Source organism: Rhizobium leucaenae USDA 9039 (assembly GCF_000426285.1).
GTDB classification, from domain to species: Bacteria; Pseudomonadota; Alphaproteobacteria; order Rhizobiales; family Rhizobiaceae; genus Rhizobium; species Rhizobium leucaenae.
Genome location: NZ_AUFB01000027.1, coordinates 38834 through 52602 on the forward strand (window position 1 = coordinate 38834; position 13769 = coordinate 52602).

The following is a 13769-nucleotide window of genomic DNA, read 5'->3' on the forward strand; positions in this document are numbered from 1 at the left end:
GGTCGAGGCCTGTTTAGAGAAGCGGATCGAGGAGAAACTTCTTGTCCTCGGTGCCCGGCTGTTTCGTCGGCTTGTTGACGTCACCGCCCTTGGTTGCTGCGGCACTTGGCGGATCGAGATCGCCCTTGCGGCCACATCCGACAACGGCAAGGCCGATGACCGAAAGCACGACGGTCAGGCGGATGATATGCGGCATGTTGATCTGCATCGAAATCCTCTTGGGCGGCAAACGCGGAAGCAGTCCTTCATAGCGAAGTTTCCGCGCCTTGTGCACCCTGATTGTTGATTGTGATTTTCGGCGATTTTCTCAGTTGCGGGCGCGCCAGAAGGCGATCTGCTTGCGCACTTCCGACGGCGCCGTGCCACCGTAGCTCTTGCGGCTGGCGACCGAGGCTTCGACGGTCAGAACGTCGAAGATCTTTGCCGTGATTGCCGGGTGGATCGCCTGCAGCTCTTCGAGCGACAGTTCGGCGAGATCGCATGACTTGCTCTCGGCAAGGGCGACGGCGCGACCGGTGACGTGATGAGCGTCGCGGAAGGGCAGGCCCGCTTCGCGCACCAGCCAGTCGGCAAGATCGGTGGCTGTCGAATAGCCGGAGCCGGCGGCCGCCTTCATGCGGGCGGTGTTGATCGTCATGTCGCGCACCATGCCGGTCATGGCGGCGATCGCCAGTTCCAGGCTTTCGGCGGCGTCGAACACCTGTTCCTTGTCTTCCTGCATGTCCTTGGAATAGGCGAGCGGCAGGCCCTTCATGATCGTCAGGAGCGCCACCAGCGAGCCGTTGATGCGGCCGGTCTTGGCGCGCACCAGCTCGGCGGCATCCGGGTTCTTCTTCTGCGGCATGATGGACGAGCCGGTGGAGAAGGCGTCGGAGAGGCGCACGAAGCCGAACTGCGGCGTCGACCAGATGACGATTTCTTCGGCGAGCCGCGACAGGTGCATGCCGGCGATGGCGGCGATCGACAGGAATTCGAGAGCGAAGTCGCGGTCGGAGACGGTATCGATCGAATTGCGGGTCGGCTCGCGGAAGCCGAGTGCCTTGGCCGTCATGTGGCGGTCGATCGGGAAGCCGGTGCCGGCAAGGGCTGCAGCGCCAATCGGCGATTCGTCCATGTGCTCGATGGCGTGGCGCACGCGCGAGCGGTCGCGGCCGAACATTTCGACATAGGCCATGCAGTGATGGCCGAAGGTGACGGGCTGTGCCGTCTGCAGATGGGTGAAACCCGGCATGACGCTATCGGCATGTTCTTCGGCGCGGTCGAGGAAGGCTGACATCAGCTCCGTCAGCGCCTGTTCGCATTTCTGCAGCTCTTCCTTGACCCAGAGGCGGAAATCCAGCGCCACCTGATCATTGCGCGAACGTGCCGTATGGAGACGTCCGGCAGCCGGGCCGATCAGGGTCGCGAGCCGCGCTTCGACATTCATGTGAATGTCTTCGAGGCGGCGGGAAAATTCGAAGTTACCGCTCTCGATCTCTGACAGGATCGTGTTCAGGCCGTGAACGATCTTGTCTTTATCCTCGGTGGAAATGATGCCTTGATGGGCAAGCATGCCGGCATGCGCGATTGAGCCGCGGATATCCTGTGCAAACAGCTTCTTGTCGAAACCGATCGATGCATTTATCTCCTCCATGATCGCCGCGGGGCCGGAGGCGAAACGTCCGCCCCACATCTGATTGGAGGATTTGGTGTCCGTGCCGTCAGCCATGAGATGCCTACCTGGAGAATGTAATGACAGCAAAGAAGCCGTTCGGTCTGCCGTCCGTGAAACTCGTTCTGCTTGCCGCCGTCGCAGGGGTTATTGCCGGCGCGGCAGCGGTATACGTGAAGGAGGCGGGGTATGGCAATGGCGTTGGTGAAACGGCCTCATCCGGACAGTGCGAGACGGCAAAGGATCGCGCCGCGGCTTTGACACCCTTCACCAAGGGGCAGGTCGCCGCCATGACCGCGCCGCAGACGCCGATCTCGCTGACGAACGTAGCTTTCAAAGGCCCGGACGGACAGCCGCTGTCGGTCGGCAATTTCTCCGGCAAGACCCTGCTGCTCAATGTCTGGGCGACATGGTGCGTGCCGTGCCGTGAGGAAATGCCGGCGCTGAACGCGCTGCAGAAAAGCATGGGGAACGACAAGTTCGAGGTTGTCGCCGTCAATATCGACACGGGCGACGACGAAAAGCCAAAGGCCTTCCGTACGGATTACGGTATCGACAAGCTCGGCTATTACCGTGACAGCACGATGGGCGTCTTCAACGCTCTGAAGAAGCAGGGCCTCGCCTTCGGGCTGCCGGTGACGCTGCTGGTCGACGGTAAGGGCTGCCTCATCTCGGCCATGAACGGACCGGCGGCCTGGGATAGCGACGATGCGAAGAATTTGGTGAAGGCAGCGGCGGGGATTTGAGGATTAACCTTCTCTCCAACGGAGAGAAGGACGCGCGTTAGCGCAGGTTGAGGGGCGTTGCACCGTAAGGCTCCGCGGAATGTGCCGCGCCACCCCCCTCATCCGACCCTTCGGGCCACCTTCTCCCCGCTGGGGAGAAGGACAAAATTATCGAGTCGGAACAGGCACTTCGCCACGGTAATCATAGAAGCCGCGGCCGGATTTGCGGCCGAGCCAGCCGGCTTCGACATATTTCACCAACAGCGGGCAGGGGCGGTATTTCGAATCCGCGAGGCCGTCGTGCAGCACCTGCATGATCGACAGGCAGGTGTCGAGGCCGATGAAATCGGCGAGCTGCAGGGGTCCCATCGGATGGTTGGCGCCGAGGCGCATGGCGGTGTCGATGGCATCGACGGTGCCGACGCCTTCGTAAAGCGTATAGATCGCCTCGTTGATCATCGGCAGCAGGATGCGGTTGACGATGAAGGCCGGGAAATCTTCGGCGACCGTGATCGTCTTTTCCAGCGAGGTGACGTATTCCCTGGCGGCGGAGAAGGTCGATTCCTCGGTGGCGATGCCGCGCACCAGCTCGACCAGCTTCATCACCGGCACGGGGTTCATGAAGTGGATGCCCATGAAGCGTTCCGGCCGATCGGTCGCGGATGCGAGCCGCGTGATCGACAGCGAGGAGGTGTTGGTGGCGAGGATCGCCTCGGGCTTCAAGACCGGACAGACCTGAGCGTAAATCTTCCGCTTGACGCTTTCATCCTCAGTCGCCGCCTCGATGGCGAGATCGACATGGGCGAGGTCATTGAGATCGGAGGAACCGGTGATGCGTGACAACGCCACCTTGCGCTCCTCGTCGCTCATCTTGCCGGAAGCGACGTGGCGGGCAAGATTGCCGTTGATGGTGGCAAGGCCGCTCTCGATACGATCCTGCGACAGATCGTAAATGTGAACCTTGTAGCCTGCCAAGGCGGACACGTGAGCAATACCGCAGCCCATCTGGCCCGCGCCGATAATACCGATCGTCTTCAGCGAACTCATTGCCAACTCCCCGGCGGCGCGTTCTTGAAGGCGCGCCATGCTTTCCATCATAAATTTGCCGGACTATTTCTAGCCCGGCAAGATTGATAGCGCTATAAAGGACAATTTTCCAGTCTTTCGCAACTGCGAAAGAGATCGATCAGCGCGATGACAGCGCCTTTTCGAGTTCCGGCAGGGCCTCGAAGAGGTCGGCGACGAGACCGTAGTCGGCGATCTGGAAGATCGGCGCCTCCTCGTCCTTGTTGATGGCGACGATGACCTTCGAGTCCTTCATGCCGGCGAGATGCTGGATCGCACCGGAGATGCCGCAGGCGATATAGAGCTGCGGCGCCACCACTTTGCCGGTCTGGCCCACCTGCCAGTCATTCGGCGCATAGCCGGCATCGACGGCCGCACGAGAGGCGCCAACGGCTGCCCCGAGCTTATCGGCAACCGGCAGGATGACTTCCTTGAACTTCTCCGCCGAACCGAGGGCCCGACCACCTGAGATGATGATCTTGGCCGAGGTCAGTTCCGGACGATCGGAGGTCGACAGCGCATCGGCGACGAAGCTCGACAGACCGGGATTGGCGACCGCCGCGATTGCTTCGACGGTGGCCGAACCACCTTCTGCGGCGGAAGCGAACGAGGCGGTGCGCACGGTGATCACCTTCTTGGCATCGCTTGCCTGCACCGTCTGGATGGCATTGCCGGCATAGATCGGCCGCTTGAAGGTGTCTGACGAAACCACCTCGATGATTTCCGAGACCTGGGCGACATCGAGGAGAGCTGCCACACGCGGCATGACGTTCTTGCCGACCGAAGTGGCAGCCGTCAGGATGGTGTCGTAGCCTGCCGCCAGCGAGACGATGAGGTCGGCCAGCGGTTCGGCGAGATTGTTGGCAAGCTCGTCGCTTTCGGCCAGCAGCACCTTGGAGACGCCGGCAAGCTTGGCGGCGGCATCGGCCGCAGCCTTGGCGGCTTTGCCGGCAACCAGCACATGGATATCGCCGCCGATCTGAGTGGCAGCCGTCAGTGCCTTGGCGGTCTGGTCGGAAAGATGGGCATTGTCGTGGTCAGCCAGAAGAAGAATGGCCATGGTGAAGTTCTCCCTTTCTATCCTCAGAGCACGCCGGCTTCGGTCTTCAGCTTCTCGACCAGCTCGGCGACCGACTTGACCTTGACGCCTGCCTTGCGGCCGGACGGCTCTTCGGTCTTCAGCACCTTCAGCCGCGGTGTCGTATCGACGCCGAAATCGGCAGGAGCCTTCTTGTCGAGCGGCTTCTTCTTCGCCTTCATGATGTTCGGCAGCGAGGCGTAACGCGGCTCGTTGAGGCGAAGATCCGTGGTCACCACCGCCGGCAGCTTGACCTCGATCGTCTGCAGGCCGCCGTCGACCTCGCGGGTCACCTGGGCTTTTCCGTCGCCGATCTCGATCTTCGAGGCGAAGGTCGCCTGCGCCGAACCCAGGAGGGCGGCCAGCATCTGGCCGGTCTGGTTGCTGTCATCGTCGATCGCCTGCTTGCCGACGATGATCAGACCGGGCTGTTCGGCATCGGCAACCCCTTTGAGGATCTTCGCCACCGCCAGCGGCTCGACCTGATCGTCGGTCTCGACGAGGATGGCGCGGTCCGCGCCCATGGCAAGGGCGGTGCGCAGCGTCTCCTCGGCCTTGGCCGGTCCGATCGACACCACCACCACTTCCTCGGCCTTGCCGGCCTCCTTCAGCCGCAGTGCTTCTTCGACCGAAATCTCGTCGAACGGGTTCATCGACATCTTCACATTCGCAAGCTCGACGCCTGAACCATCCGGCTTCACCCGGATCTTCACGTTGTAATCAACCACCCGCTTCACGGGGACGAGAATCTTCATGGAATCCTTCCTTCAACACTGCGCCCAAAGAACATGGCCTGTTCAGCGCCATTCCGTTTGTCGAATGGCGACATGGATACGCGTTTTTTCCCCAATTACAACGCTTGCATGGCGCAGAACGGCAAATCGGCTTAGGGACATAAATAACGCTTACGTCAACGTCAATATGGGTTGCTGACAAACATGGTTTGCCTCACCTACCGATTCTTCCCCGGAACCCACAGCACATCGGCGCGCCCCTGATCATTCGCATGACGTGCGGCGACGAACAGGAAATCCGAGAGGCGGTTTATGTATTTCAAAGCCGCGGGGCTGACGCGTTCGCCTTTGCTGCGCGAAAGCGCCACCATCAGCCGCTCGGCGCGCCGCGCGATGGTGCGGGCGAGGTGCAGATGCGCCGAGGCGGGGCTGCCGGCAGGCAGGATGAAGGATTTCAGCGGTTCGAGACCGGCATTGAGCGTGTCGATATCCTGTTCGATACGTTCGACCTGGCTATCGATGATGCGCAGCGGCTCATAGGAGAGCGGTTCGTCCGTTTCGGGCGTCGAGAGATCGGCGCCGAGATCGAAAAGGTCGTTCTGGATGCGCATCAGCATGGCATCGAGTTCAGGCATATCGATGGTGTGCAGCCTGACTACTCCGATAATGGAGTTGGTTTCGTCGATCGTGCCATAGGCTTCGACGCGCAGATCGTGCTTCAGCCGGCGGGGGCCGGCGACGAGGCCAGTGGTGCCGTCATCGCCGGTCTTGGTGTAGATCTTGTTGAGCTTGACCATGGTGATCCCGCCGTCAGGTCGGACGGCCGCCGCCAGTCAGCCACAGCGTCAGCATGATCAGGATGACCGCGATTGCCTGCAGCAGCACGCGGAGCTGCATCAGCCGGTTGGAAAGATTTGGATTGTCGCCCTTCATCATGTTGAACAGGCCGCGAATGAGGACGATCACGACCAGGCCCATAAGGATGATGGCGGCGATATAGGTAACGGTAGACATTGCTTCGGGCCTTCGTCGTTCAATCCAACCGGCGCATCAGACGATAGAAAAGGTTAGCCGGCAACAGCCTTTTCAAAAGAACCCCCTGTTTTGCAGGCGTGGTCACAACGTAATGCGGGCGCGGATTTCTGGCGTTCAGCGCGGATTTTAACACGTCATAGACCGCTTCGGGTCCCAATTTGTGCCTGTTGACCGGGCCTGTGCCATTCAGCCGCGCCAATTGCCGCCGGTATTCGACCGCATGGGCCGAATGTTCGAGATCGATATGCTCCTCGATCTTGGCGAGCGCATTAGCGGTGAAGCGCGAGGCGATCGGGCCGGGCTCGATCAGGCTGACATGGATGCCGCTATCCTGCAGCTCCATTCTGAGGGTGATCGTCAGGCCCTCCAGGGCGAATTTCGAAGCGGTGTAGGCGCCGCGGAAGCGATAGGGAACCAGGCCGAGAATGGAGGATACGTTGACGATGCGGCCTTGGCCCTGCCTGCGCATCAGCGGGATGACCTGCCGCGTCAGCTCATGCCAGCCGAAGAAATTCGTCTCGAACTGTTCGCGAAGCACATCCGTGGAAAGATCCTCGACCGCCCCGGGCTGGCCATAGGCGCCGTTGTTGAACAGGGCATCGATGCGGCCGCCGGTCCGTTCGCGCACGGTTGCCACCAATGCGGAGATCGTTTCCGGCCGGGTGTAATCCATCAGCAGCACTTCGATCCCATCGGCTTCGAGGGAAGCACGATCCGCCTCCTTGCGCACGGTCGCGAAAACGCGCCAGCCATCGGCCTTCAATGCCCGGGTGCAGAAAGCGCCGATGCCGGAAGAGCAACCCGTTGCGATGATAGTGCGTTGATCTGCCATGGAATGATTCCTGTACAAACGGGGAGACGTTTCCCATATTCAAGAACCCGACACAATCGACAACCGGCGGACGAGAACCGGGCTCAAGCGGAGATGGAATGCCGACATTCGTTCGTACGCTCTATAGGGTCGTCTACGACGCGGTGTTTCATTTCGTCGAGGACGATGGTTTTGCGATGGCAAGCCATGTGGCGCTCTCGACGCTGCTGGCCGTCTTTCCGTTTCTGATCTTCGGCACTGCGCTTGCGAGCTTCCTCGGCGCCAGCGAGTTTTCCTCGACAGCGGTGCATCTGATTTTCGATACTTGGCCGGAAGCGATCGCCAAGCCATTGGCGGATCAGGTGGTGCAGGTCCTAACCATTCCGCGCGGCGGACTGCTGACCATCTCCGTCCTGGCCGCGGCCTATTTTGCATCCAACGGCGTCGAGGCACTGCGCATCTCGCTCAACCGCGCCTACCGCGTGCCGGAAAACCGGCCTTGGTATTTCAACCGTCTTGCGAGCCTCGGCTATGTGCTGATGGCGGTTTTGATCTTTGCCCTTCTCAGCATCATGCTGGTCGCTGTGCCGCTGGTGCTGAATTATACGCGGGAGTGGGTGCCGCGGCTTGCCGATTTTCTGAATGTGGTTTTCAGTTGGCGTATCTACGGCACCGTCTTCCTGCTGCTCGCCGGACTGCTGATCCTGCATCTGTGGCTGGCGGCCGGCCGGCGGCGGCTGTTCGATGTCATCCCCGGCGTGTTCCTGACATTGCTCTGCTGGTCGCTTGGCGCATTGATCTTCGCCTATTACCTCGCAACCTTCGCCAATTACACGGCCACCTATGCCGGCCTTGCCTCGGTGATGATCGTGCTCGTCTTCCTCTACATGCTGGCGGTGATCTTCATCCTTGGCGCGGAGTTCAATGCGGCGCTGATGAAATTCAAGGTGCGGCGCATGCTCTTCGGCAGGGGAGCGGGCACTCCTGAAGCTTATAGACAAGACGCAGACAAACAATCAGAGGCCGAGGCGGCGACGAAGCTCCGCCGGTGACCAGCCCTGCCGGCGCCATTCGGCAATGCCGGTATCGCGCTCGCTCTTCGAGAGCTTCTTGCCGTCTTCGCCGAGAATGAGCCGGTGATGATGGTAAAGCGGCTGCGGCAAATCAAGCAGGGCCTGCAGCAGGCGGTGGACAGAGGTGGCATGAAAGAGGTCGAGACCCCGAACGACATGGGTGACGCCCTGCGCCGCATCGTCGACGACCACGGAGAGATGATAGCTTGACGGCGCATCGGAGCGCGACAGCACGACATCGCCCCAGGCGGCGGGATTGGCAAGGATATCGCCCCTCTCGCCATCGCCGCTTTCCTGCCAATGCAGCGGCCTCCCGACCACAGCGATAGCCTGTTCCATGTCGAGCCGCCAGGCGTGTTTCAGGCCGGCATCGAGCAAGCGCTTTCTTTCCGTCTCGTTGCGCAGGCGATCGTCGGGCGGATAGAGCGGCGTGCCGTCGGGATCTCGCGGCCACGGGCTGCCGCTGGCAACGCCTGCCGCGACCCGCGCCTTCACTTCGCCGCGCGTCAGAAAAGCGGGGTAGACGAGGTCGCGGGCGATGAGCGACTGCAGGGCGTCTTGATAGGCAGGGAGGTGTTCGGACTGCCGGCGCACCGGTTTTTCCCAGGAGAGACCCAGCCAGGCGAGATCGGTAAATATGCCCGCTTCGAATTCGGGTGTGCAGCGGGCCTGATCTATGTCTTCGATGCGCAGCAGGAAACGGCCGCCGGCCTCGTTCGCCATGTCGTGATTGAGGATCGCCGACAGCGCATGGCCGAGATGCAACGGGCCATTCGGGCTCGGCGCGAAACGGAATATCGGCTTTTGACGGGGAATCGCGTTCATGCTTTCTTCTGCCACGAATTTTAATCCCGCACTACGAGACGCCATGCACATCATCCGCGGCGAAGACGATATCAGGGAAGGGCTGGCGGCGCTGGTCGAGCTCGATCCGCGCCTGCGGCAGATTGTCTCCGAGGCCGGACCCGTACCGCTGCGCCTGCGCGAGCCCGGCTTCGAGGGGCTTGCCCATATTATCGTTTCGCAGGTCGTGTCGCGGGCGAGCGCCGATGCGATCTGGGGGAAGATAATTGCGGGGATGGGTCAGGTAACCGCCGAGGCCTATGCCGGGCTGGAACCGGATGCCTGGCGCGGCTTCGGCCTGTCGAGGATCAAGGCGGATACCTTGCAGCGCGTTGCCGACGCCGTGGTCAGTGGCCGCCTCGAGCTTCAGTCGCTCAGTGCCGAAAGCCCGGAAAAGGCGCTTTCCGAGCTGACCGCCATCAAGGGAATCGGTCCGTGGACGGCGGAGGTCTATCTGATGTTCTGCGGTGGTCACGCAGATGTGTTCCCGGTCGGCGACGTCGCCTTGCAGGCGGCTGTCGGCATGGCGTTTGGGCATGAGGTCAGGCCCTTGCCCAAGGCTTTGGCCCGGGAAGCGGCGGCTTGGATGCCCTGGCGCTCGGTCGCGGCCCGGCTTTTCTGGGCCTATTATGCCGTCAAGACCCGGCGCGAGGCGCTGCCCATCGATTGATTAGCCCGTCTCGTCGATTCGCCGCTATGCACTGAATTTATTGGACTTCACAATCCTGTAACAACCGGCCTAATATACAGATGCAGATGCCGAATCGATCAGGAGGGTTCCTTGACGATTGCAGTCTCACCGCAGTCCTTGCCAGCGCTCGTGTTGAACGCTGACTATCGGCCGCTGAGTTATTACCCCTTGTCGCTCTGGTCCTGGCAGGACGCGATCAAGGCGGTCTTCCTTGACCGTGTGAATATCATTGCTGAATACGATCAGTCCGTATCGTCGCCCAGCTTCTCGATGCGGCTGCCAAGCGTCGTCTGCCTCAAGACCTACGTCCAGCCCTCCCGTAACCCTGCCTTCACGCGGTTCAACGTCTTCCTGCGCGACCGGTTCGAATGCCAATATTGTGGTAATCATGACGATCTGACCTTCGACCACGTCATCCCGCGCGCCCATGGCGGCGAGACGACCTGGGAAAATGTCGTCGCGGCCTGTTCGCCCTGCAACCTGCGCAAGGGCAGCAAGCTGCCGAAGCAGGCGGGCATGTTCCCGGCGCAGAAGCCCTATCAGCCGACCGTGCAGGACCTGCACAACAACGGCCGCCTGTTTCCGCCGAACTATCTGCACGATAGCTGGCTCGACTATCTCTACTGGGATACGGAACTGCAGCCGTAGGATTGATTTTTGGCGATTGAGTTTGCGGAGAGTGCGGCACCCCCCTCTGTCACTCTCGTGACATCTCCCCCACAAGGGGGAGATTGGTAACGCGTGGCACTCCCTCGCCTTAAGCAGACATTGCATCCGCTGAGACCGAGGACTTTGTTTTGGTGATGGCGAGCGGCAATCTCCCTACAATCTCCCCCTTGGGGGGGAGATGTCCCGAAAGGGACAGAGGGGGTACCAGAGGCCCGGCATATGAGAGATCGCGGCCTCTGCCGACGATCAACCGGCCTTTTTCACACCCATAAATGCAATCGCCGCCAGGATCACACTCGCGATCACATTCCATCCTGCCATCGACAAGCCGAGAACGCGGAGTGCCGCTTCCGTGCAGGACGGGCCTTTAATGGTGCTGAGTTCGTTCAGCAGGTCGCCGGCGTTCTGCGTCATGCTGCTGGCGGATGTGGAGCAGGTCGTCGGGCCGGCCCAGAAGTGCCATTCGACGCCGGCGTGATAGACGCCGATGCCGCCGCCGACCATCATCATGATGCCGGCGATGGCGAGCAACGCGCGGGTGATCCATGAGGGCATGCCGGCGACGGCTGTTAGAGCGGCGACGATCGCGACGGGAATGCCGTAATAATAGGGCTGGCGCTGCTCAAGGCAGAGCGCGCAAGGAATATAGCCGCCGATATATTGGAAGCCGAGCGCCGAGCCGATGACGATGATCATGCCGAGAGCAAGCAGCGCGGAATAGGCGAGGCCGGCGCGAGAGGTCAAAGTCTTCGACATGCAAGGGCTCCGTCGTCAGTGCGCCAGCACATAATGGAAGAGGATATAGAGAAGAATGAGGACGGCGGCGGCCGCCATGGTGATCTGCCCCAGGCGCTTCTCGATGAAATGCCGGATCGATTCGCCATAGCGGCGCAGCAGAAAAGCCAGGAAAAAGAAGCGGGCGCCGCGGGCGACGATGGCCGAGATGATGAACAGGCCGAGATCGATGTGAGCGACGCCAGAAAGGATCGTGACCACCTTGATCGGCGGCAGATGCGCGAGACCCGACGTGACGAGCAGCAGAACGACCCATCCATAGGTGACGCCGGCGCTCATCTGGTTGAAGGCGTCGAGCTTGCCGTAGAAGATCAGGATCGGCTTGGCGATCGCTTCGAAGGCATAATAGCCGAGCGCCCAGCCCGCAATGCCACCGAGCACGGAAGCAACCGTCGCCGTCAGCGCATAGCGCCAGGCCCGCTCGGGCTTTGCAAGCGACATCGGCAGGAACAGGACGTCGGCGGGCACGAGGAAGATCGAGCTTTCAACGAAGGCGATAATGGCCAACCAAACTTCCGCCGATTTGCGGCGAGCCAGCGACATGGTCCAGTCGTAAAGTCTACGAAGCATTCCGCCCCCTTTTGCTGCGTTGCAAACCTTTAGGGGGCAGGATTATGGCTGTAAATGGTCGGGGGATGACGGAAAGGGCACAAAATTGAAAATTTTCGTGATGGTGGGGGCTGGGGTGCTACCGGTTTAAGCAGTTTTTAGTGGTGTTCCCTCGAATCATTTAGAGGAAAATCAGCAAATGGACGCCGTCAGCGCGGTGTTGCCGAATAATTACTTCCGTTCCGGCGCTGGATTTTCGTAGCCCTCGCGGTGTTCTGACCACCACTTTGTCAAGTAGTCTAGGGCCAACGGCTTAATTTGTAGATTCGCATCTTTCGTAAAATACCGACCAGCGTACTCGGCCGCCTTTAAGCTGGCATCCGTTTTCATTACTTCTATGAAGAAATCCAGTTTCTCCAGTTTTGGTACATCATTCCGGTCATTGATATATTCGAGCAGTGCAGGTTTAAGGGGAACCGGAGCTGACGCAAAAATTGATCTCAAGGCGGCGAGGGATAAAGTGGCAGGGTCGACACCAGCTTGCCAAGGGATGTGGAAATTACTTTCGTACATTCCTTCGCTGTGAGCATCCATGATAGCATTCCAAGCGCCGGCAGCCCTTTGCGCATAAGGGCTGTTCTGGTCATTGGCGATTGAAGAAAGTTTATCAAAGGCTACCCGATTATCATTCTGCGCTTCTTCAATCGTCTTTGCGAAGTCCGCATCCTTTTGAAGATTTTCCAAGGTGACCTTTGCGGCTGTGAGTGTGGCATTGAGGTCAGCTAGCTTCTGATCGGTGATACTGACCTGGGACGCGGCTCTCTCCGAAAGGCTTGCTGCATTTTTCGCCTGCGCTGTCACGGCATCAACGGTCGCAGTTTGATTTTCCACTTGAGTTTTTAGAGCTTGAATTACGCTAGCGTCGGCTGACGCCTGAGCGCTTGCCGCCTTAATCGTTCCGACACCTCGCACCGTCACCTCAGTTATCCTGTCCAACATCATCATCCCAAATCCGACAAAAAACATCGAGGACGTCAGAAATCCTGCGGCGAAGCGGCCCTTTTTCCCGCTGAAATGAAAAACAATAGCGAAACCTACCGCTACTACGACGATCACAGCACCGAGAATCTTAATGCTCATTGGATGTTCTCAAGTATGTTGGACAGCACACGCCCTACACAATCATTAAGCGCTGCGGTTGCATTACAAGCAAGCGCTTTCATATCTTTGCGTTGGGATTGAGCTGTTCCGACCTAGGAGCGTCCCGCCGCTTTCTCAAACTAAGCGGCCTGCGCGAACAAAAGACATCATTGGAAAAGCTTTTTGCCTTCATCAACTCAGTTCCGTATCGTCCAGAACAAGAGTCTGATCCTGAAGAGAACATATAACGAGCAACAGCTTGGGAAGCTGGAACCTATTGTCAACAAAACGACGGCTAACCCGCGTCTCAACAGCTCTATTAATCCGACACGAAATTCTTATCTTCGCGGTCCATTCCTCTACACTGCGCAAGAAAGAAAAAGCGGCTTCTTAGTGAGAGCAAACGAGATCGTTTACTTGATATTGAATATGGATGCGGTCTTGAAAGTATTTGCCGTAAAGAACGCCATAGACGGCTATGCGACCTTCGATCTGCAAGAGCGCTGGGTCAGGCATCCCCAAAACGGCTATCTTTGCTTCCACGTCAATGACGACTGGACGGGGTTTATAATACTCTGAAATGTAAGCGCGATTTTCGCCGCACGTTGACGCCAACGCGTTGATTGGCATCGGCTCAACGTTTGGAACCGTATTGTGTCAGGCGGCTTCGGTTCTGGCGAAGTTGAACGGCAGCAGGTCGACGATTTCGGCCGCTTCGCCCCGCTGCGGCAACTCTGTGAGCACGTGGCGCAGCCAAGCGAGCGGGTCGACGCCGCAGGCGCGGCAAGTCAGCATGAGACTGTAGATCACGGCGCTGGCCCTGGCTCCGTCAGCGGTATCGCTGAACAGCCACGATTTTCTTCCGGTGGCAAAAACTCTGATCTCGCGTTCCAGAATGTTGTTATCGATC

General features: G+C 59.6%; 18 protein-coding genes. 5 read left to right on the plus strand and 13 right to left on the minus strand.

Going from position 1 to position 13769, the window contains the following annotated elements; translation table 11 throughout:
* Positions 1–13: 13 nt before the first annotated feature.
* The gene (gene lptM, locus K290_RS0127460) at positions 14–208 is read right to left on the minus strand and encodes an LPS translocon maturation chaperone LptM (RefSeq protein ID WP_028754825.1); all 195 of its coding nucleotides are present in this window, start codon (positions 206–208) and stop codon (positions 14–16) included.
* 99 nt (positions 209–307) lie between these two features.
* Positions 308–1708, minus strand: a complete 1401-nt coding sequence (gene argH, locus K290_RS0127465) for an argininosuccinate lyase (RefSeq protein ID WP_028754826.1) — start codon at positions 1706–1708, stop codon at positions 308–310.
* Between the two features lie 23 nt (positions 1709–1731).
* On the opposite strand from argH, the gene tlpA reads away from it, so the two are divergent.
* On the plus strand, positions 1732–2397 hold the full coding sequence (gene tlpA / locus K290_RS0127470; protein WP_028754827.1) for a thiol:disulfide interchange protein TlpA: 666 nt from the start codon (positions 1732–1734) through the stop codon (positions 2395–2397).
* Positions 2398–2544: 147 nt separating this feature from the next.
* Here tlpA and K290_RS0127475 read toward each other — a convergent pair whose 3' ends face one another.
* From K290_RS0127475 to K290_RS0127500, 6 genes are all read right to left on the minus strand, one after another.
* On the minus strand, positions 2545–3423 hold the full coding sequence (locus tag K290_RS0127475) for a 3-hydroxybutyryl-CoA dehydrogenase (protein WP_028754828.1): 879 nt from the start codon (positions 3421–3423) through the stop codon (positions 2545–2547).
* 139 nt (positions 3424–3562) lie between these two features.
* A complete protein-coding gene (locus K290_RS0127480; protein WP_028754829.1) occupies positions 3563–4501 on the minus strand; it encodes an electron transfer flavoprotein subunit alpha/FixB family protein in 939 nt (312 codons plus the stop codon).
* 23 nt (positions 4502–4524) lie between these two features.
* Entirely contained in the window at positions 4525–5274 is a 750-nt protein-coding gene (locus K290_RS0127485; RefSeq protein WP_028754830.1) for an electron transfer flavoprotein subunit beta/FixA family protein, read from the minus strand.
* A gap of 197 nt (positions 5275–5471) precedes the next feature.
* Positions 5472–6050, minus strand: coding sequence for a cob(I)yrinic acid a,c-diamide adenosyltransferase (locus K290_RS0127490; RefSeq protein ID WP_028754831.1), 579 nt, complete (start codon positions 6048–6050; stop codon positions 5472–5474).
* Positions 6051–6063: 13 nt separating this feature from the next.
* The gene (locus K290_RS0127495) at positions 6064–6267 is read right to left on the minus strand and encodes a twin transmembrane helix small protein (RefSeq protein WP_028754832.1); all 204 of its coding nucleotides are present in this window, start codon (positions 6265–6267) and stop codon (positions 6064–6066) included.
* A 19-nt stretch (positions 6268–6286) separates the two neighbouring features.
* Positions 6287–7120 (minus strand): SDR family oxidoreductase, encoded by an 834-nt coding sequence (locus K290_RS0127500; protein WP_028754833.1) that lies wholly within the window; start codon positions 7118–7120, stop codon positions 6287–6289.
* Positions 7121–7218: 98 nt separating this feature from the next.
* Between K290_RS0127500 and K290_RS0127505 the strand changes: the two genes are divergently transcribed.
* On the plus strand, positions 7219–8151 hold the full coding sequence (locus K290_RS0127505) for a YihY/virulence factor BrkB family protein (RefSeq protein ID WP_028754834.1): 933 nt from the start codon (positions 7219–7221) through the stop codon (positions 8149–8151).
* On the opposite strand, the gene gluQRS is transcribed toward K290_RS0127505, so the two are convergent.
* Positions 8116–8997, minus strand: coding sequence for a tRNA glutamyl-Q(34) synthetase GluQRS (gene gluQRS / locus K290_RS0127510; RefSeq protein ID WP_028754835.1), 882 nt, complete (start codon positions 8995–8997; stop codon positions 8116–8118). The genes K290_RS0127505 and gluQRS overlap by 36 nt on opposite strands.
* Before the next feature lie 43 nt (positions 8998–9040).
* On the opposite strand from gluQRS, the gene K290_RS0127515 reads away from it, so the two are divergent.
* Complete coding sequence (locus K290_RS0127515; RefSeq protein ID WP_028754836.1) at positions 9041–9685, plus strand: DNA-3-methyladenine glycosylase family protein; 645 nt, start codon at positions 9041–9043, stop codon at positions 9683–9685.
* A 111-nt stretch (positions 9686–9796) separates the two neighbouring features.
* The gene (locus K290_RS0127520; RefSeq protein ID WP_028754837.1) at positions 9797–10354 is read left to right on the plus strand and encodes an HNH endonuclease; all 558 of its coding nucleotides are present in this window, start codon (positions 9797–9799) and stop codon (positions 10352–10354) included.
* A 267-nt stretch (positions 10355–10621) separates the two neighbouring features.
* On the opposite strand, the gene K290_RS0127525 is transcribed toward K290_RS0127520, so the two are convergent.
* The 3 genes from K290_RS0127525 to K290_RS0127535 all read right to left on the minus strand — a co-directional run bounded on the left by K290_RS0127525 (position 10622) and on the right by K290_RS0127535 (position 12859).
* Entirely contained in the window at positions 10622–11131 is a 510-nt protein-coding gene (locus tag K290_RS0127525; protein WP_028754838.1) for a disulfide bond formation protein B, read from the minus strand.
* A gap of 15 nt (positions 11132–11146) precedes the next feature.
* Positions 11147–11740: a YqaA family protein gene (locus tag K290_RS0127530; protein ID WP_028754839.1), complete on the minus strand. Its 594-nt coding sequence runs from the start codon at positions 11738–11740 to the stop codon at positions 11147–11149.
* A 210-nt stretch (positions 11741–11950) separates the two neighbouring features.
* Complete coding sequence (locus K290_RS0127535) at positions 11951–12859, minus strand: hypothetical protein (protein WP_028754840.1); 909 nt, start codon at positions 12857–12859, stop codon at positions 11951–11953.
* A gap of 183 nt (positions 12860–13042) precedes the next feature.
* On the opposite strand from K290_RS0127535, the gene K290_RS0127540 reads away from it, so the two are divergent.
* Positions 13043–13438 (plus strand): hypothetical protein, encoded by a 396-nt coding sequence (locus K290_RS0127540; RefSeq protein ID WP_028754841.1) that lies wholly within the window; start codon positions 13043–13045, stop codon positions 13436–13438.
* Positions 13439–13516: 78 nt separating this feature from the next.
* Here K290_RS0127540 and K290_RS0127545 read toward each other — a convergent pair.
* Positions 13517–13769: transposase domain-containing protein (locus K290_RS0127545; RefSeq protein WP_028754842.1), on the minus strand; the 253-nt coding region annotated here is incomplete at its 5' end.